Here is a 19,254-nt window from a genome sequence, read left to right on the forward strand (position 1 = left end):
CCGAATACGAAATCACCATGCAGAAAAAGTGGAAAGCGGAAAAAGTGTCCAGGATTACTTGACCACCACAGGCCGCCCCGCACAGGGGCAACGCTAATAGACCACTAACAATGCAAGGAAAGGCACGAAAGCCAGAACAAGGAAAGACCAACACCCCAAGAACAAGAACAAACAACCGCCGAGCAGGCCCCCCCTCCATCACTGTCGCACAACAACAACATCCCGCTGCGCCAACCAGCACCCCACCAAAACCTCCGACGACCGTCGGACCATTAATCCAACAAGTGAGACACACAGTCAATTTGAACGAGTAGCCCATGATATAGACACGCACCACGTGGAACCCACCGATAACGTTTGCGAAGCCTTAATCGACGGGCTATTCCACTGGAGCAAATGAAGCAAACAAACTGTTAATTCGAATTTAACATTTACACATTTTAAAAATGATTAGCTAAAATTTAACGCTTTCATAAACATTCGGAAAACGTTTGCGCCGCCTTAATCCCCCGGCTTCGTCGGCAAAAGTCCCCTTTCACGGCTACGACTCGCCGCCGCGGGCGCGCCCGATAGGGGAAATCCATTGTGAGATAAGGCGAAATACGCGTTAGAATGCGCGTCGATTCACCATCAATGGCCGCTTGTTCAAACGGCGCTCACGTGAATCCAGTCGGCAGTTATTGAATCCGATCGATTGTTCCCGGCGTATATGGGAACTGCCGGTAATTATCGGCGACGGGCAAGTCAGATCGGTAAATAAGGGCGCGCCATATTAACGGGTGCCCCGCATTGCCCGCCGCCAATAAAACATTCAAATAAAGATCGAGGACATATGCCAACGAGGATTCTGTCGATTTTCGGCACGCGGCCGGAAGCCATCAAAATGGCGCCGCTGGTCAAACAACTGGAAGCGGACGCCGGCATCGAGTCGGTGGTCTGCGTCACAGGCCAGCATCAGCAGATGCTCGATCAGGTACTCGATCTGTTTCAGATCCAGCCGCATCACAATCTCGCCCTGATGACCGGCAACCAGACGCTCAACGGTCTGGCGTCGCGCCTCATCGCTGCGCTCGACGACGTGCTCGCAAGCGTTCAACCCGATCGTGTGCTGGTCCACGGCGATACGACCACCGCGTCCGCGGCGGCGCTGGCCTCGTTTCATCGGCGGATTCCGATCGGTCATGTCGAAGCGGGACTGCGTACCGGCAACCTGATGCAGCCGTGGCCGGAAGAAATGAACCGCCGCGTGGTGGACGTCATGAGCGATCTGATGTTCGCGCCCACCGCGAGCTCGAAAGCGAACCTTGCCCACGAAGCGCTGCACGGCAAGATCATCGTGACCGGCAATACGGTGATCGACGCGCTGAATCTCACCACCGCGCGCATCGACAATGACGCCACACTGCGCGCCGAGCTCGACGCGCGCTTGCCGTTCCTCGACGGCGCGCTGCCGGTGTTGCTCGTCACGGGCCATCGCCGCGAGAGCTTCGGTGCAGGCTTCGCGAATATTTGCGCCGCACTCGCGGATCTGGCGGGGACCAACCGGGTCCAGATCGTCTATCCGGTGCATTTGAATCCGAATGTGCGCGGCCCGGTGCAGGAAACCCTCGGCACGGCGCGCAACGTACATCTGATCGATCCGCTCGACTACCTGGGTTTTGTGCGTCTGATGCAGCGGGCATCGATCATTCTCACCGACTCCGGCGGCGTGCAGGAAGAAGCCCCCGCGCTCGGCAAACCGGTGCTGGTGATGCGTGACGTGACCGAGCGTCCGGAAGCGGTGGCGGCCGGCACGGTTCGCCTCGTCGGCACGGAGCGCGAAGCGATCGTCCGCGCGGTGACGGCCTTGCTTGACGACGCTGGCGAGCGCGACGATTTCGCGCATCGCGTCAACCCATATGGCGACGGGCACGCATCGCAACGGATCGTCGCAGCGTTGACCGGGCGTCCGTTCGACGAGTTCGTGAGCGGCGGCGTCGGTGGGGCGGGGCAGGTTATGAACGCGCAGCGCGCGGAAGCTGTGCAATAGCGTCGCGCAGGGCCGCACGGCCAATGCAGACGGAAGTGGCTGCATTTCGTGCCGGTACGACCGCCGCGCAGGGCTATCGGACATTGGGGCCTGAATATGCCGGGCATGCGCGGACCGTACCGCGAACGCTCACTGGCCGCTGTCGAGAGCGACTAGGCTTAGCAAATGGCGAACTCCGGGCAAGGCCCGGGCATTGCCCCGGCAGGACCACCGGCAACGACGCTCGCCGTAGCGGGATCGCAGTTCCAGACAATCCATGCAGTGCGAATCAGCTTCACTGTTTGCGCGCTAATTAAGAGATAAACAACGTGACCTCCAATACGACAATGCGCCGCCTCGCGCGCCCCCGCCTGAATGCATTTGCCGTGCTGCTGTTGCTCGCCGCGGCGGCCCAGGCTCAACAACCGGCCGACGTCGCCGGCAGCTTCGCGCAACTCGGCAGCGGCCGTCTCGCAACGCGCACGGTGTCGCTGGCAGAACTGGGGATGCGCGATCCGGTCGTGCTGCGCGCGCCGGACGGTCGCCAGGAACTGTATCTGCCGGTGCCGGCCGGCGTGCCGTTGAGCGACGCGGCCTTGCAGATCGACGGCAGCTATCTGCGCGGCAATGGCGGACGCACGACCATGCTGGTGTCGCTCGACGGCGCACCGGTGCTCTCGCGCAGCCCGGCACAGGACCAGGGTGATGCGTCGGCGAATCTCGGTGTGGACGGCGCGGCGCGGCCGAGCGGTTTCGTGCGCGTGGGCCTCGACTGGTCGTCGGTGCTGAGCGATAACGTCTGTACCGATCAGACCGCGATCGGCAACGTCTGGCGCATCGCGCCGACTTCGCGCCTGACTTATCGCTACGATCCGGATGCGATCGTCGATCTGCGCAGCGCATGGAGCGCCTTGCCGCAAAAGCCGGTGGTGATGCTCGGCGCGAATACGCTCGCGGCGCCGGCGTTCGATGCAGGCTGGCGCGTCGAAGCGCTGCTGCAACGCGAAGGCCGCACGCCGGCAACGCGGGCGTGGCCGGCCGTAGGCGACACGGTCGATCTGAGCGACATCGAGGTGCCGGCGCCGCTGCGCGCCGTTCCGGCGTTTGCTGCGCTGGCCGCGGGCGGTTCGCACAAGCTGGCGAACCCGGCGGAAGCGGGGGCCTTGATCGCACTCACGCCGCGCTCGGCGTTCGCGCCCGACGTGATCGTCGCCGACGACACGGTGCGCAACACGCTGAAGACTTCCCTCGACGCCTTGCGCGAACAGGTCGTCAGCGCCGTGCCGGACGCAGGCGAGGCATTCGATGCATGGCGTGTCCGCACAATCGATCCGATCGCGAAGCCGCTCGCTTCGGGCGAAGTGCGCCTCGCTCACCTCGGTGGCCAGACCGCGATCGTGGTCGGCGATAACGACGGCGTGGCGGTCCTCGCACGCTCGTGGCGTCCGATTGACGTGACGAGCCGTCTCGTGGTTCATCAGATCGACACCGCACCGAACACGCGCGGCGACGAAATCGCACTGTCGCTGCTGGGCGGCCAGCCGCGCACGCTCGATGTGCAGGGCCGCGCCACCTGGGACGCGAGTTTCGATCTGGGCGCGGCGTCGGGCAACGGCAAGCTGCCGGGCACCGTGGTGCTCGACGTGGCCGCATCGCCGGCGCTGAACAACACCGCGCAAACCGCTTCGATCTATTTCAACGACGTGCTGATCGGCTCGCAATTGCTGACCGCCAATGGCAAACCGCAGCGCATCACCGCGCGCGTGCCGCATTACGCGCTCGCCCCGAACAACCTGCTGCGCGTGGTGTTCCAGCGTCAACCGGAAGGCGGCTGCCAGGCGCGCGGCCAGGGTCATCCGATTGCCGTGCTGCCGAGCAGCCATCTGACGCTCGCCGATGCGAAAGTCGGCGACGACTTCACCGGCATGGTGGCGCGGTTCGCGTCGGACGCGAATGTGATCGTGCCGGCCGCGTATCTGAACGACGCCACACAAGTGCTGCCGCGCATCGCGCGACTGGCGAACGCGAGCGGCATCGCGCCGACCCGTGCGACTTTCAGCGTCGCGCGTGATGGCGAAGCGGCGAGCCCGAAGGGCGCCTTCCTCGCAGCCGACGTCACGCTCGCCGATGAGAAGAGTCTCGCTCATCTGTCGAAAGACCGTCTGTCGCTCACCGATGCATCCGGCAAGATGCTGGCGGATATTTCGGGGTTGAACCGCGTCGGCGTGATCGAAGCGGTCAAGTCGGGCAACGTATCGGGCATCGTCTATCGCACGGTGGGCGACACGGCGGCGATCCTGCCGGCGTCGTTGCAACTGTCGCGCGGCGATGTCGCGATCGTCGACGGCAGCGGTACCTTGCGCCAGTTCGATACGCGTCATCCGGGTGAAGTGGTTGGCACAGACGACGTGGAAGGCCCGTGGTTCATGCAGAGCTGGGTACGCTGGGGCATCCCGGCCGGTCTCGTCGGCTTGCTGATCGTGTTGCTGCTGGTGGCCAGCGTGGCGCGCCGCAGGAATCAGGACAAGTCGTGAGCTTCGCGCTAATCAAATGGTATGCGGGCTACGCGGTAGCCCACTATTACCAGGGGCTCGAATACGTCGCGGCGTTCGTGGCGTTCGTCATCCTGCTATCCAGCCTCGACGATCTGTTCATCGACCTCTGGTACTGGACCCGTACGCTCTATCGCCACTTCACGGTGCAGCGCGCCTACAAGCCGCTCACCAGCGCGCAGCTGTATCAGCGCGCCGAGCAGCCGATTGCGATCATGGTGCCCGCGTGGCACGAGTACGACGTAGTCGCGGCGATGATCGAAGACATGGTGCGGGTGATGGACTACCGCAACTATGTGGTGTTCGTCGGCACCTATCAGAACGACCCGCAAACCATCGCCGAAGTCGAACGGATGCGCCGCCGCTATAAGCAGTTGCGTCGCGTGGAAGTGCCGCACGACGGTCCGACCTGCAAGGCCGACTGTCTGAACTGGGTGATCCAGGCGATCTTCAAGTATGAGGCAGAAGCGGGCGTCGAATTCGCCGGCGTGGTGCTGCACGACAGCGAGGATGTGCTGCATCCGGTCGAGCTGCGCTTTTTCAATTATCTGCTGCCGCGCAAGGACATGATCCAGTTGCCGGTGGCCTCGCTCGAGCGCAACTGGTTCGAACTCGTGGCCGGCACCTATATGGACGAGTTCGCCGAATGGCACGCGAAGGACCTGGTGGTGCGCGAGAGCCTGGTCGGCTCGGTGCCTTCGGCGGGCGTCGGTACGTGTTTTTCACGGCGCGCGTTACTCGCGCTGAACGCCGAAACCGACAACCAGCCGTTTAACACCGAGAGTCTCACCGAGGATTACGACGTCGGCGCGCGTCTCGGCAAGATGGGCATGCAATCGATCTTCGCGCGCTTTCCGGTGCAATTCGCCACGCGCCGCAAGGCGTGGTTCGGTCTCGGCAAGGAACGCGACATCACCGTGACGATGCCGCTTTGCGTGCGCGAATTCTTCCCCGATACGTTTCGCACCGCCTATCGGCAGCGCGCGCGCTGGACGCTCGGCATCGGCTTGCAAGGGTGGAAGCAGACTGGCTGGAGCGGTTCGCTTGCCAATCGCTATCTGCTGTTCCGTGACCGCAAAGGCATTGTTACCGCGTTCGTCGGCATCATCGCGTATGCGCTGGTGATCCAGTTTCTGCTTTTCGCCGGCGCCGATCTGCTCGGCTGGATGCCGGAGCTGATCGCTTCGCCGTTCGCCGATTCGCCCTGGCTGCAAGCGCTGCTGTGGGCCAACGGTTGCGCGTTGCTGTTGCGCGTGGGGCAGCGGATCTATTTCGTGACCCGTCTGTACGGCTGGGAGCACGGCGTGCTGTCCGTGCCGCGCATGGTGGTGGGCAACTTCATCAACTTCATGGCTGTCTCGCGTGCGTGGAAGATGTTCCTCACGCACCTCGTGACCGGCAAGCGCCTCGCATGGGACAAGACCATGCATGACTTCCCATCGGCCGACGGCTTTAACAATCGCCGTCAACGTCTGGGGGAACTGCTGCTGTCGTGGCAGGCCATTGATCCGGACAAACTCGAGCAGGCGCTCGGCGAAAGCCATGCGCGTGAGGCGCCGCTCGGCCGCGTGCTGATGGCCAAGGGCTGGCTCGACGAGGAAACCCTCGCGGAAGCGATTGCTTTCCAGTCTGATTTGCCGCGTGGCCGTGTGGCGCTCGAACGCATCAAGGACGATGCGAAGCGCTTGCCGCTCGAAGCGATCGTGCGCCATCGTGTGTTGCCGCAGGCCGACGCTGCGAATGGCCGCACGATTCTGCTGAGCGCGAGTCCGCTCGCCGAACCGGTGTTCGCGGAATTGAGCGCGCTGGTCGGTGGCGTGGTCGTGCAGGAGATCGTTCGTGAGGGCGAGATCGCCGCGGGGCTGCGCGTGTTGCGCGGCGTTGAGATCGCAGCGCCGGCGGGCGAGGGCGGGCAGGTGGGTACGGCGAGTGCGGTGGAAGATGGGGCAGCCGGCGCATCTTCGGCCGGCGCTGCCGAGTCTGTGCCGGCACGCAGCGTGCCGCTGATCGGCGATCTGCTGATCGAGCATGGCCACGTGCGCCGCGAGGCTTTCGAAGCGGCGATGCAGGACTACCGCCCGGATCGCCATGGCCGCATCGGCGACTACATGGTGGCGCGCGGTGTGATCTCGCGTGCCGCACTTGAGAACGTAATTGAGCAACAGCGCCGCCTTCAGGGCGCTCTGGCGGCATCCGAATGAGCGATTCTTTTTTCTTCCGCCGTGCGTGGATGGCGCGCGCTTCTTTGGCGGCTCCGGCCTCTGGCTCAACGGTGGCGTCTGCTGCCGCTTCCGCGTGCGCTGCAACGACGGGTTCGACGACAGCTTCAACGGCAACTTTGACTACGGCTTCGATTGCGGCTTCTGCATTTACGTTGCGTGGCGTCACTGCTGCAATGGTGGCCGGCGCGTTGTGCTTGAGCAGCGCCGTGGCGTTTGCGCAGAGCGCAGCAGCGACCTCATCCGAACACAATGCGCTGCCGTTGAGCGGCGCCGCCTACCGAGTGGCCCAGGACGCGTATGCCGCCTATGGGCGCGGCGACTACACTGGCGCGATCACGCGGGCACGCGAGGCGATTCGCCAGCGCCCCGATGTCGTGTCGTTGCGCGTCCTGCTCGCCAACTCGCTCGCTGCGCTTCGCCGTTATAACGAAGCAAGCCGTTCGCTCGGCGATGCGATCGCGCAGATCGGCCGCGATCCGGCGCTGGTTTCGCGGCGCAAGCAGATCGACGCGCTGAACGTGTCGACCCGCGCGGCCTCACGCGCCGGCCGTCAGCAACCGGGCGACCCGAACGCGCTGACCGGTGCTGCATTGACGGCCGCACAGCAGGCCTACAAAGCGTACGCAGCGAAGGATTTCTCGGGCACCGTCAGGTATGCGAACGAGGCAATCGCGCTGCGTCCCGAGCTGCTGCGCCTGCGCTTGCTGCTGATCGACGCGGCGAGCGCGGCCGGTCAGGACACCGATGCGTGGAACGCCGATCTCGATGCAACCGAACGTTTCGGCGACAACGACGAACTGCGCGTGAGGCGCAGCTTCATCGGCAGCCGTCTGGCGCCGAAGTCGTCGGGTGCGTCGTTCGCGGCGCGCAAGAAGGGCGACTACGTGGAAGCCGCCGCGCTCGCGCGCGAGGCGGTCGCCTATGCGCCGGATCTGGTTGGCTACCGCATTCAACTGATCGACACGCTGTTCGCCGCGAACGATCTGCCCGGTGTGCAAGCGGCGGCGAGTGCGGCCATTGCCGCCGACGATACGGAAATCATGCCGCTCACGCTGCGTGGCTACACGCTGGCCGCGCAGGGCAAAACGGCAGAAGCCGAGGCGGACTTCGCCAAGGCGCTGCACGCCAACGACGCGACCCAGCGCAACCAGCGCGTGGCGCGCGTGATCATTGCCGATGTGTGGATCGCGGAAGGACAGCCGCAGCGCGCACTCGATCTGCTCGCGCCGCTGAAGATGAATCGCGATGACACCGATCCGCCGATCGCTCTGCGCCGATATCAGGCGAGACAGTTGTTGGCGCATGCATCGAGCGCTTCGAACGCAACCAGCGCAGCGACCGTCCCAACGGCCTCATTCGATCCGGCCCGGCGCCCGGTCATCGACTGCGTCGTCGATCAGTTCGGCGCAAGCTGCGATGTCTACGCCGCGGATCCCGGTTTCACCGCGGCGCGCGCCACGGCTACCGCCGCAGCCGCAAACGACAAAACCGGTGCGGTCGGCTATGCACGCGAAGCGGTCAAGGCAGCTCCGGACGACCCGCAGCACCGTGTGGACCTGATCAACGCACTGAGCACGGCCGGCGACGATGCCGCCGCAACGCGCGAAGCGCAAAAGATGATCGATGCCGGCATGCTCGACGCCATGCCCGACATGACAGCCGCGTATATCGCGCAACGCGCCGGTAACAACAAGGTCGCGTACCAGCGCTTCAGCATGGCCGACAAGGCCGGCACCATGCCGGCCAGCGCCGCAGCCGACGCGGGCTATGCGGCGGTCCAGGCGCACCGCAATCGCGAAGCCGCCCAGTACTTCGAGCGCGCGATCGACGCGAGCGCTACGCCAACGGACGACACGCCGCCCGCCACACCGGCGCAACTGAACGAGATGCGCAGCGCGCACGCCGAGGCCACACGCAACTGGGGCTTCGACGCTTCGCTCAACTATCGCGGCGCGGGCATGCAGCCGGGCTATGCGTCGTCGCCGACGCCGGGCACGTCGAACAACTGGCAGGCCGGCGTGGAAGCTTACTGGCGTCCGTTCGGCAGTCTCGGCGATCGCATGTTCGAACTCTACGCGCGCGGCTATGAAAGTTTCGGCGTGAAGAACGGCGGCGCGAGCGGCATCGATACCTTGCAGGCCACCGTCGGCGCGCGCGCCAAGCCGTTCTCGCAGATCGATGCGATCGTCGCTTTCGAACGGATCATTCCGATCGGCTCGCAGGTCAATCCCGACTGGCTCGCGCGGCTCGCGTATTCGGGTGGCTACGGGATCGAGCGCCGGGTGGACGTGCCGTCGTGGTGGACCGCGCAGGTCTACGCTGAAACGGGCGCCTATCTGAACGCGGGATCGGTCTACGCGACTACCAATCTCGAACTGGGCCGCACCTTCCGCATGGATCGCTACAGCCCGAAGTGGACCGTGTTCCCGTATGCCGTGATCGGCGCGGACTACGACTCGAGTGTCAACCACAGCATTCCGCTCGGCGCGGGCGTGGGGATTTCGACGCGTTACTGGTTCCGCGACAGCAAATATGACGCACCGCGCTCGTATGTCGATCTGTCGGTGCAGTACCGCCTGAAGATCACGGGTGACGAACGCGCGCGCGGCGTGTTCTTCGGCGCGATCTACTCGTATTGACTCCGGATCAATCAAATGAAAAGAAACCGCTTGGGTAAATCGAAGGTGGCAACGGCAACGGTAATGACAGCGGCAGCGGCAGTGACCACAGCTGCGCTGCTGTCGGCCGGTGTGGCGCGCGCGGCTGCTGACGATGTCGCGAGTCTGTATGGGCCGCAGCCGCCCGCCAATGCGTCGTATCTGCGCGTGCTGAACGCATCGTCACAGGCAGTGCACGTCGCGCTTGCCGGCAGCGAAGCGCCGCAGACGCTCGCGCCGGGCGCGGTCACGCGCTTTAGCGTGCTGACGCAAGGCACGCCGGCTCGCGTCACGGTCGATGGCAAGGGTGTGGAGGATGCCGCCGGTTCGGGCAATGCGACGGCAAATACAACGGCTCGCGCAGGCGACGCTGTCACCGTCGCGCTGCGTCATGACGTGAAGGGATGGCATGCAACGCGGATCGTCGGCCGCTATGAGCGCGTCGACGGATTGAAGGCAACCTTGCGCGCGTTCAATTTCGCGCCCGGTTGCAGCGCGAAGATCGGCGTGGACGGCAACGGTCCGACGGTGTTTGCGCAAGTGGCCGCGGGTGCGCAGGATACGCGCGCCATTAATCCGGTCAGCGCGAAGCTGGTGGGACAGTGCGGCGCTGTGGCGAGCGCGGCGCTGCCGTTGCCGGCACTTGCTGCCGGCGATAGTTACAGCCTGTTTGTTACCGGAGATGCGGCAAAGCCGGTGTTAAGCGGCACGCGCGATGCGCTCGCGTGGCCGCCGGCCGCTAATTGAACGGCACGCGTTGGCGAAACGAAATAGCAGCAAGAAGTAGCAACAAGAAATAGCAGCAAGAAGTAGCGGGAACACCAACAGAAGGCCGCAACGCGGGCCGCGCTTCAGCGCGCGCCGTCGACGTTGTGCCACATGAGAGATGCTTCAAATCAGTCCGGGGAACACGACATGACCGACTCCTGCCGTTCGCTCTTCCAACCGCCCATCCAGGCCGGGCCACTCAACAACACGCGTCGCCGCCTGCTGCTCGCCCTGGCCGCGGCGCCGCTCGGCGGCGCGCTATCACTGCTGCCGCGCCGCGCGTTTGCCGCGGCGTCGACCAGTGTGATCGAGGGCCGCAATCTATGGCTGTATCCCGGATGGGAAAGTCTCACCGATGACGCAACGCCCGCGTGTCTGAAAGCCGTCGATCTGATTCATCAGGCGACGGACCAGCTGGCGGCGCGCGGCATCCGTAGCGTGATCGTGATCGCGCCGCTAAAAGCCCGTTCATGCCCGGAAAATTTGCCGGACGGCACTGCGATGTCCGCGGGTGTTGCGAGCCGCTACGCTGCGATCCGTACGCATGGCGCCTCGCTCGGCTTGCAGATAGTCGATGGCGACGGCGCGATCGCCGCGGTCGATGCTTCGCAGGAAAAGTACATTCGCGCCGATTATCACTGGAGCGGTCATTCCGCCGAAGCGGTCGCCGCGCGTGTCGCCAAACGCCTCACGGCGGCCGGTCCGCTGAAGGGCACGGCGGGCGCGGGCAGCCGGCTCGGCAAGTGGAACGAGGAAGTCCGTTATGGCGACCTCGCGGCTTTGCTGCCGCCGGAGCGCAAGAAAACGGTCGGCAAGGATCACTTCATCGTGCGCACGGTGGTGGCGTCGCCGGATCTCGTCGACGGCGGGCCGCCGGTTGTGCAGGTGGTCGGCAACAGCATGGTCCAGCCGTACCTTGGTTTTCCGCAGAAGCTTTCGAACGCGATCGATCGACCGGTCGGTTTGACGTGGACTTTCGGGGACACCGGTCCGTGGAAGACGCTCCTCAACTACGTCGAATCGCCGGCCTTCAAGGCGAATCCGCCGCAAGCGATCGTCTGGCAATTCAACGAAGGGCAGATGATGAATCTGCCGGGCGCGGCCGGGCAGTGGGACGCCGCTTCGGTCATGACTGACGATACCTTCCTCGCACGCCTCACCAAGGCTATCGCCTGATGAGCGAGTCAGTCGGACGCACGCCGGCGCGCACGGTGGGTCGCACAGCGGCGGGCTCAGCGGGCAACGAGACCGGCGCGGCGCACGGTCACGCTGCTGCGGCGGCGCCAGGGCCGCTTGCTGAGCCGCTCGCGCGGGCGCATCGGCGCGTCGCGTGGCTGGTTGCGCTGTTGCTCGGCCTGGGTTGCGCGTGCGCGCTGATGTCGCTTGTCATGCAGTCGCGCGACGGCGCGTCGTTCGATGTGCATGGCTGGCGTGACGGCAGCCTCGGCCGCAGTCTCGACCGCGCGATCGACGTGCCGTATGCGCGGTCGCTGCATCGCTGGCAAGCGGCAGCGCGTTACCGGTTGTTCGGCGACCTCGGACATCAGGTACGCGAGGGCTGCCCCGGCTGGCTGTTCTACGCAGACGGTCTGCGCGCGCCGGTGCAACCGGGACATGATCCCGTTGAGCGCGCCGATGGCGGCGACGCGCTGACCGATGCGCGCATCGCCTCGTTGCATCGTTACGCGGATGCGCTACGCAGCGCCGGGATTCAACTGGTGGTCGTGACGGTGCCCGACAAAGCGCGTGTGGAGAGCGAAGCGCTGTGCGGGCTGCGTCAGGACGCGCGAATAACGCAACGTCTGAATGTATGGAACCGCGCGTTGTCCGCGAGCAACGTCGCACACGTTGAATTGCTGCCGGCGTTGCAATCTGCACGTCCCGCGTTTTTCCGTACCGATGTGCATTGGAACGCGCGTGGTGCGCAAGCGGCTGCACAGATGGTCGGCGCTGCGGTGTTGCCCTTGCTCGGCAAACCTGGGGGTACCACATTCACGCACACGACGGCCCAACCCGCGCCGCGCATCGGGGATCTGCTTACGCTCGCCAATCTGAATGACGTGCCGGATGCGTGGCGCCCGGCGCCTGATGTCGTCGCTGCGGAAACGCTTCAGGCACAACGCACAGGCGGCCTGCTCGACGACGGTCCCGCCGCCGACGTGTTGCTTGCGGGCAGTTCGTTCTCGCGCCGCAGCGCGTTTGCCGAGCGCCTCGGCGAGCAGCTTGGCCGCGAAGTGTGGAACGTTAGCCTCGACGACGGCCAGTTCGATCGCGCGATGCAGGCGGTTTGGCGCGAGCGCGCCACATGGCCCAAGAGTGTGCGTGTGGTGATCTGGGAGATGTCGGAAGACGCGCTGTCGATGCCGGTTGATGTGGTGCCACCGTTAGGTGCTGTTCAGCGTGCAGTGAAAACTGATAACACCACGGTCGCTGCAGCTACGGCTACGGCTACGGCTACGGGTGCGGCCACGGCTACGAGTACGGCTACGGGTGCGGACACCAGGCCGGTCGTTGCCGCTCCGTCCGGCACCGCTCTCGCACCTGTCAGGCAGGACTGACCCCGATGCTATTCAATTCATTCATCTTCCTCACGCTGTTCTTGCCGCCGGCGCTGGCCGGCTACTACCTGCTTGGCCAGCGCATGCCACGCGCCGCGGCGGCGTGGCTCTGCGGTGCGTCGATCGTGTTCTACGGCTGGTGGAATCCGGCGTTTGTCGCCTTGCTGGTGGGGTCGATCGCGTTCAACTACGTGATGAGCTGTGCGATAGTCGCGGCGCCCGCACAGTCGGCTCGCCGCCGCTGGTTGCTCGGCCTCGCGATCGCCGCCGACCTCGCACTGCTGGTGCGCTACAAATATCTGGCGACGCTGCTAACCACACTCGTGCACGCAAGCGGCATCGCGCCGGCCGACTGGCTCGCGCACGGCATGCAGGATGTGATCCTTCCGCTCGGCGTGTCGTTTTTCACCTTCACGCAGATCGGCTATCTGCTCGATTGCAACGCGGGCATCGTCAAGGAGCGCGACCCGCTCGGCTACGTGCAGTTCGTCACGTTCTTTCCGCATCTGATCGCCGGGCCGATCCTGCATCACAAGGAAATGATGACGCAGTTCGCGCAGCCGGCCACGTATAAGCTGCGCGCGGAAAACCTGTCGATCGGTGCGTTCGTCTTCACGATCGGCCTCGCGAAGAAGTTGCTGTTTGCCGACACCATTGCACCGTTCGCCGACGCGGGTTTCGCCGCGCCGCACGAGTTGCAGTGGCTGGCTGCGTGGGGCACCTGCCTTGCTTACGCGCTGCAGCTTTACTTCGATTTCTCCGGCTATTCGGACATGGCCGTGGGCCTCGCGAAGATGTTCGGCGTGCGTTTCCCGCTGAATTTCAATTCGCCGTTCAAGGCGGCCAGCATCATCGACTTCTGGCAGCGCTGGCATATGACGCTCACGCGCTATCTCACGGCTTACCTGTACTACCCGCTGGCGATGCGGATCAACCGCAGCCGTGCGTTGCGTGGCCTGCCGATCGGGCGCCTCGCGCAACGCTCGACAAGCGGCTTTCTGTCGACGGTGGCTATGCCGACTTTCTACACGATGGCCTTGGCCGGCATCTGGCACGGCGCGGGTCTGCAGTATCTGATTTACGGCTTGCTGCACGCGTTGTATCTCACTGTGAATCACGCCTATCGGGCGTGGCGGGCGGCGGCCGCGCCGACAGTTGCGGCGAGTGTGACTGGGACAACTGCGGCGGGGGCGGCACGGGGCGCAGGGATGGCTGCTGGGCCGGCACGGGCGATCGGGAAAGCAGGAACAGTAGGGACAGCGGAGACGGTAGGGACGGTAGGGACAGCAGGGACAGCAGGGACAGCGGGAACAGCGGGAACAGCGGGAACAGCAGCGACAGCAGGAACAGCAGCTACAGCAGGAACAGCAGCGACAGCAGGAACAGCAGGAACAGCAGCGACAGCAGGAACAGCAGGGACAGCAGGGACAGCAGGGACAGCAGGGACAGCAGGAACAGCAGGAACAGCAGGAACAGCAGGAACAGCAGGAACAGCAGGAACAGCAGGAACAGCAGGAACAGCAGGAACAGCAGGAACAGCAGGAACAGCAGGAACAGTCGCGGGACTCACATTGAGTTTCAAAGCACGCGTTCGCCATGCCGGCAACGTCCTGCTGACCTTCGTGGCGGCGCTGGTCGCGTTTGCGTTTTTCCGGGCACATGGCGTTGGCGATGCGCTCGCGTTATTGCAGGGCATGGCCGGTTTGCGCGGTATCGAAGCGCTCGACTGGCCAGCCTGGAGCACCGCGAATATGGGCCTTGGCGAGTGGCTGCATCTGGTCGCCGGCCGCTCGATGCTCGCGTTGCAGATCGTCGCGTTGCTGGCGATCGTCTGGTGCACGCCGAATTCACATCAATTGATGGGCCGCTTCTCGCCGGCGCTCGACCGCGCGGCAAAAGGCTTGCCCGCAGCGCTGACATGGCGGCCCTCGCTGCGCTGGACCGCCGCCATGCTCGGCGTGCTGGTGTTCTGCGTCGCGCAGTTGCATGGCGAAGTGCGTTTTCTCTATTTCCAGTTCTGATTGCCGGAACGACGTTTGCGCAAGGAGCACACTATGACTCAACATGAAACGCTGCACGCCGATGTGGCGGCACTGGTCGAATCCGTCGTACTGCGCCTCGTGCGCGATGATGAATTGCTGCTCGAAACGGGGCTGGTCGATTCGGTGCTGGCCGTCGAAATCGTAATGGGCGTCGAAATGCAATTCGGCGTGCGGATTCCGCCAACCGAGATCGCCGAGCACCTTGCATCCGTGGATGCACTTTGCGCATTCATCGCCGCCAATCGCTAGGCGCGTCATGAGATTCGATCTGAGCGCGAACGGCTTCGCCGATACCGATGTTCGTGCCGACGCGTGGGCGGTGATCGGCGCCGATCGCGCGTTGCGCTGGCACGAGTTGTCGGAACAAGCCCACGCGTGGGCCAGCCTGGCGCGCGCACACGGTTTCGCTGCGGATGTGCCGGTGATCATCCGTGGTCACAAGGAGGCGGGATTTTTTGTGGCGATGGTGGGGGCGCTGCTGCTCGGCGCGCCGTTCGTGCCGGTCGATACGATCTATCCGGATGAACGGATGCAGCGCATCGCGAGCACGCTCGGCGCGCAGATGTACTTCGACGCGCATCGCGGCCGCTTCGTGAGTGTGAGCGGGCAGGGTGCGTGGATCGAATTTGACGCGGTAGAGGGGGAGGAAGGTTCGATTTCGGAGTCAGAGTCGGCTTCGACTTCGGCATCCGGATCGGGATCGACATTCGCGTCGACGTCGATGGCATCGCCATCGGCATCAGGATCTACATCGATATCGACAGCATCAACAGCACCAACACCGCCGGCATTGCACGAAAAAAACCTCGCATACGTGCTCTTCACCTCCGGCACGACCGGTGAACCCAAAGGCGTGCAGATCGGCCGCGAAAGCGTCGCCGCGCTGGCCGACTGGATGGTGGCCGATTTCGCGCTCGGCGACGCGCCGGTGTTCCTGAATCAGGCGCCGTTCAGTTTCGATCTGTCGATGTACGAAGTGTTCGGCACGCTCGCGCTCGGCGGCACCGTGGTGCTCGCCTCGCGTGCCTTGACGGCGCAAGGCGCGGCGTTTCTCACCACGCTCGCACGTCATGGCATGACCACATGGGTGTCGACACCGTCGTTTGCACAACAGCAACTACTCAACCCGCAGTTCTCGCAGGACGGTTTGCCTGCGCTCAGGACCTTCCTGTTCTGCGGTGAAGTTTTACCAGTCGCACTCGCGCGGCAATTACGCCAGCGCTTCCCATCCGCACGGATCATCAATACGTACGGACCCACAGAGGCGACGGTGGCCACCACCTGGATCGTCGTCGACGATGCGGTGCTCGCCCATCACGCGCGCCTGCCGATCGGCCATGCCAAGCGCGACGCCGAGGTATTCGTCGACGCTGGCGAATTGTGCATTGCCGGCGCGCACGTGATGCGCGGCTATCTGAACCGCGAAGACCTGAACGCGGCACGCATGTTCACTCACAACGGACAGCGGGCGTTTCGCACGGGCGATCTGGGCGCGGTCGACGGCGACGGACTGCTGTTTTGCCACGGACGTATCGACGATCAGATCAAGATGGGCGGCTACCGGATCGAATTGATGGAGATCGACGCAGCTTTGCGTGCACTGCCCGGCGCCGCGAGCGCCGCAGCCGTGCCGTTGCGGCGGCCGGACGGCTCGGTCGCGCGGATCGTCGCGTTCGTCGCAACCGGCAACGACGATGGCCGTCTGCCCGACGCGTTGCACGACTGGAAGACGCTGCTGGCCGCACGCCTGCCGTCGTATATGATCCCTTCAGAATTGCTCGCGTGTCGGTCCCTGCCGGTATCGGTCAACTTCAAGATCGATCGCGTGCAACTTGCTCAGGATTATCGTGACGTTCATTTCAAAGCACAGCGCCAGCACAATGCGTAATCCACACGAGGTTCAGACTCGGGAGGGCGAGCCGGTCTCGCCGCGCCGCCGCGCACTGCTGGCGGCGAGCGCGTGCGCCGCGCTCGTGTACGGCTGCTCGGCGCCAGGTACGGGCGACGCCGGCGCGTTGGCGCAGGGCGTGGTGTGGCAGCTCGACGACGATCATCTCGACCCGCAAGGCGACTGGAATCGCCTCGGGGTGGCGGATCTGCTGGTGCAATGGACGGCAGTGGACGGCATGTCGTTTCTGCCCGGCACCACCATGCAAACGTCCCGACGTCTGCCGGACTGGACACGGATTGCCGGCGAACCGTGGGCGCGCAATGTCATCGTCGGCCTCGCCGGACGTTTCGACGAAACCACGGCCCGTGCGCAGGTAGCGCAACTGGTCGAGCAATCGAAGCAGCTGGCGGCCGTGCGGCCTGCGGTTCACATCGATGGCTATTACTTTCCGGTGGAAATCGATCCGACCTGGAAGGACGCCGCCGCGCTCGCGCCCTTGCTAAACAAGCTGCCGCGGCCGCTGTGGATCAGTGTCTACGACAATTCGAATATCGGCGGCACGGCGCTCGCAGCGTGGCTGGACGGCTGGCTGCCGCGCGATGTCGGCGTGTTTCTGCAGGATGGCTGCGGTGTCTATGCGCGCGGCCCGGCTGCTGCGCGTGAGTATGCGGATGCATTGGCGGCGCGACTCGGCAAGGATCGTGTGCGGATCATCGCCGAGGCGTTTCGTCCCGCCCAGGGTGGGGCATTCCGCCCGGCGACGGCAGCCGAACTGTCGCCGCAATTGCTCGCGTATCGCGGCTACCGGACCTATCTCTTCGACGGGCCGCATTACGTGTCGGCGCAACTCGTGCAGGACCTGCTTGGCATGCAGCAGGTGCAGAAGTAGGGCGCCTGCCGGCAATCACCGCAACTGTGTCACCGCCAGCAGCAATACCATGCTGCCGATCGCGCCATCCAGCACGCGCCACGCCGTCGCGCGGCGAAACAGCGGCGCCAGCGCACGGGCGCCATAGCCCAGACCGATAAACCAGACCCCGCTTACCGCCATCGCGCCGAGCGCGAATGCCACCCGTGCGCCGTCCGGTTCGCGCGCGCCGGCCGTGCCGATCAGCAGGAAGGTGTCGAGATACACGTGCGGATTGAGCCACGTGAAGGCCAGCGTCATCAGGACGATCGGCAGCGCACGCTGCGCGGGGGCTGCTGCGCTCGTGCCTGGCGCCGTGCCGTCCGTCCTGGCGTCCAGTACCGCATGTCCCGGGCGCACCGCACGGCGCAGCGCGTTGATGCCGAACCACGCCAGATAGGCGAGCCCCACATACAGCATCGTGTGGACGAACACCGGATAGCGCTCCACCAGGACCGACGCGCCGCCGACGCCTGCGCCGATCAGGATGCAATCCGACAGCGCGCACAGTGCGACGATCTTGCCGACGTGCGAGCGCATGATGCCCTGACGCAACACGAAGGCATTCTGGGCGCCGATCGTCACGATCAGCGACGCGCACAGGGCAGCACCGTGGGAAAAAGACAGCCAATTCATAATCGATCCAGTAGACGGGGAAAGCGAACGAGGCTAGTCTGCGGTTTTGCTGCTCATAAGAGAAGCTAATTTACTTAATGCCGATTAAGGAACGCTAATGCTCGACTATGCGTTGCTCGATGCGCTGGCCGCCGTGGTGCGGCACGGTTCGTTCGACCGTGCGGCCAGCGAACTGAATGTGACGCCCTCGGCCGTATCCCAGCGGGTCAAGCTGCTGGAGGAGCGGGTGGGGAGCGTACTCGTGAAGCGCGGTCAGCCGTGTGTCGCGACTACCTCGGGGGCGCTGCTGTGCCGCCATACCGAGCGCGTGCTGTTGCTGGAAGCAGAACTGACCGGGCGGCTGCCGGCGCTGCCCGGCGCGTTGGTCGAACCGTGGCCGGCGCTGCGCGTGGCCGTCAACGACGACAGCGTGGGCACCTGGTTCATCGACGCGGTGGCCCAATTCTGTGTGGAACGGGAGATGCTGCTCGATCTGGTGATCGACGACCAGGACCATACCGCACAGCGGATTCGTGATGGCAGCGTGCAAGGCGCGGTCACCACGCAAGCCGAGCCGGTGCAGGGCTGCCGCTCGACGCGTCTTGGCCGGATGCGCTATCTGGCGGTCTGCACGCCGGCGTTTCGCGAGCGTCATTTTGCTGACGGCGTCACGCGCGAGTCGTTACGGCGCGCGCCGTGCGTCGATTTCAACCCGAAGGATCAGTTGCAGAAGCGCTTCATGCGCCGCATCACGCGCGCGGATCTGGATCCGCCCTTGCACTGGATTCCGCACGTCGCCGGTTTTTTGCGCGCCTGCGTGACGGGTATGGGCTGGGGCATGTGTCCCGAACGGATGATCGCGCCACATCTGGCCAGCGGCGAGTTGATCGAAGTGGCGCCCGGCAAGCATATCGATGTGGATCTGTACTGGCAGAGCTGGCGCCTGTCGATCGGCTGGCTCGACGATTTCGGCGCAGTGCTGCGCAAGCGGGCGACGGAGTTTCTCGATTGAGCGTCGTGGGCGGCGTTTTCTG

The 19,254-nt window shown here is 64.6% G+C and carries 13 protein-coding genes; 12 read left to right on the forward strand and 1 reads right to left on the reverse strand.

Features of this window, described 5'->3' with window-relative positions:
• Positions 1–832: 832 nt before the first annotated feature.
• The 11 genes from wecB to R8871_RS27225 all read left to right on the forward strand — a co-directional run bounded on the left by wecB (position 833) and on the right by R8871_RS27225 (position 17,587).
• The gene (wecB, locus tag R8871_RS27175; RefSeq protein ID WP_175053237.1) at positions 833–2,029 is read left to right on the forward strand and encodes a non-hydrolyzing UDP-N-acetylglucosamine 2-epimerase; all 1,197 of its coding nucleotides are present in this window, start codon (positions 833–835) and stop codon (positions 2,027–2,029) included.
• Positions 2,030–2,355: 326 nt separating this feature from the next.
• The gene (locus tag R8871_RS27180) at positions 2,356–4,542 is read left to right on the forward strand and encodes a cellulose biosynthesis cyclic di-GMP-binding regulatory protein BcsB (protein ID WP_175053540.1); all 2,187 of its coding nucleotides are present in this window, start codon (positions 2,356–2,358) and stop codon (positions 4,540–4,542) included.
• The gene (locus R8871_RS27185; protein ID WP_175053238.1) at positions 4,539–6,761 is read left to right on the forward strand and encodes a glycosyl transferase family protein; all 2,223 of its coding nucleotides are present in this window, start codon (positions 4,539–4,541) and stop codon (positions 6,759–6,761) included. Before R8871_RS27180 ends, R8871_RS27185 begins: the two co-directional genes overlap by 4 nt.
• Positions 6,758–9,421 carry an NfrA family protein gene (locus R8871_RS27190; RefSeq protein ID WP_175053239.1) on the forward strand — a complete coding sequence of 888 codons (2,664 nt, stop codon included), beginning with the start codon at positions 6,758–6,760 and terminating at the stop codon, positions 9,419–9,421. Before R8871_RS27185 ends, R8871_RS27190 begins: the two co-directional genes overlap by 4 nt.
• Before the next feature lie 15 nt (positions 9,422–9,436).
• Positions 9,437–10,186: an alginate O-acetyltransferase AlgF gene (locus R8871_RS27195; protein WP_175053240.1), complete on the forward strand. Its 750-nt coding sequence runs from the start codon at positions 9,437–9,439 to the stop codon at positions 10,184–10,186.
• A 168-nt stretch (positions 10,187–10,354) separates the two neighbouring features.
• Positions 10,355–11,383, forward strand: coding sequence for an alginate O-acetyltransferase AlgX-related protein (locus R8871_RS27200; RefSeq protein WP_175053241.1), 1,029 nt, complete (start codon positions 10,355–10,357; stop codon positions 11,381–11,383).
• The gene (locus tag R8871_RS27205) at positions 11,383–12,765 is read left to right on the forward strand and encodes an alginate O-acetyltransferase AlgX-related protein (RefSeq protein ID WP_175053242.1); all 1,383 of its coding nucleotides are present in this window, start codon (positions 11,383–11,385) and stop codon (positions 12,763–12,765) included. The genes R8871_RS27200 and R8871_RS27205 overlap by 1 nt, the downstream gene beginning before the upstream one ends.
• Positions 12,766–12,770: 5 nt before the next feature.
• On the forward strand, positions 12,771–14,786 hold the full coding sequence (locus tag R8871_RS38530) for an MBOAT family O-acyltransferase (protein WP_246287766.1): 2,016 nt from the start codon (positions 12,771–12,773) through the stop codon (positions 14,784–14,786).
• Between the two features lie 33 nt (positions 14,787–14,819).
• On the forward strand, positions 14,820–15,056 hold the full coding sequence (locus tag R8871_RS27215) for an acyl carrier protein (protein WP_054040591.1): 237 nt from the start codon (positions 14,820–14,822) through the stop codon (positions 15,054–15,056).
• A 7-nt stretch (positions 15,057–15,063) separates the two neighbouring features.
• Complete coding sequence (locus tag R8871_RS27220) at positions 15,064–16,695, forward strand: AMP-binding protein (RefSeq protein WP_175053243.1); 1,632 nt, start codon at positions 15,064–15,066, stop codon at positions 16,693–16,695.
• Complete coding sequence (locus R8871_RS27225; RefSeq protein WP_175053244.1) at positions 16,688–17,587, forward strand: alpha-amylase family protein; 900 nt, start codon at positions 16,688–16,690, stop codon at positions 17,585–17,587. The genes R8871_RS27220 and R8871_RS27225 overlap by 8 nt, the downstream gene beginning before the upstream one ends.
• A 15-nt stretch (positions 17,588–17,602) precedes the next feature.
• Here R8871_RS27225 and R8871_RS27230 read toward each other — a convergent pair whose 3' ends face one another.
• Positions 17,603–18,241 (reverse strand): LysE/ArgO family amino acid transporter, encoded by a 639-nt coding sequence (locus tag R8871_RS27230; protein ID WP_175053245.1) that lies wholly within the window; start codon positions 18,239–18,241, stop codon positions 17,603–17,605.
• A gap of 97 nt (positions 18,242–18,338) precedes the next feature.
• Between R8871_RS27230 and R8871_RS27235 the strand changes: the two genes are divergently transcribed.
• Positions 18,339–19,232 carry a LysR family transcriptional regulator ArgP gene (locus R8871_RS27235; RefSeq protein ID WP_175053246.1) on the forward strand — a complete coding sequence of 298 codons (894 nt, stop codon included), beginning with the start codon at positions 18,339–18,341 and terminating at the stop codon, positions 19,230–19,232.
• Positions 19,233–19,254: the final 22 nt, after the last annotated feature.

The sequence above is a fragment of the Paraburkholderia sediminicola genome (assembly GCF_902859805.1).
GTDB classification, from domain to species: domain Bacteria; phylum Pseudomonadota; class Gammaproteobacteria; order Burkholderiales; family Burkholderiaceae; genus Paraburkholderia; species Paraburkholderia sediminicola.

Coding starts and splice junctions, on each gene's coding strand:
- wecB (WP_175053237.1), top strand. CDS start 833: ATGCCAACGAGGATTCTGTCGATTTTCGGCACGCGGCCGGAAGCCATC.
- R8871_RS27180 (WP_175053540.1), top strand. CDS start 2,356: ATGCGCCGCCTCGCGCGCCCCCGCCTGAATGCATTTGCCGTGCTGCTG.
- R8871_RS27190 (WP_175053239.1), top strand. CDS start 6,758: ATGAGCGATTCTTTTTTCTTCCGCCGTGCGTGGATGGCGCGCGCTTCT.
- R8871_RS27195 (WP_175053240.1), top strand. CDS start 9,437: ATGAAAAGAAACCGCTTGGGTAAATCGAAGGTGGCAACGGCAACGGTA.
- R8871_RS27200 (WP_175053241.1), top strand. CDS start 10,355: ATGACCGACTCCTGCCGTTCGCTCTTCCAACCGCCCATCCAGGCCGGG.
- R8871_RS27205 (WP_175053242.1), top strand. CDS start 11,383: ATGAGCGAGTCAGTCGGACGCACGCCGGCGCGCACGGTGGGTCGCACA.
- R8871_RS38530 (WP_246287766.1), top strand. CDS start 12,771: ATGCTATTCAATTCATTCATCTTCCTCACGCTGTTCTTGCCGCCGGCG.
- R8871_RS27215 (WP_054040591.1), top strand. CDS start 14,820: ATGACTCAACATGAAACGCTGCACGCCGATGTGGCGGCACTGGTCGAA.
- R8871_RS27220 (WP_175053243.1), top strand. CDS start 15,064: ATGAGATTCGATCTGAGCGCGAACGGCTTCGCCGATACCGATGTTCGT.
- R8871_RS27225 (WP_175053244.1), top strand. CDS start 16,688: ATGCGTAATCCACACGAGGTTCAGACTCGGGAGGGCGAGCCGGTCTCG.
- R8871_RS27230 (WP_175053245.1), bottom strand. CDS start 18,241: ATGAATTGGCTGTCTTTTTCCCACGGTGCTGCCCTGTGCGCGTCGCTG.
- R8871_RS27235 (WP_175053246.1), top strand. CDS start 18,339: ATGCTCGACTATGCGTTGCTCGATGCGCTGGCCGCCGTGGTGCGGCAC.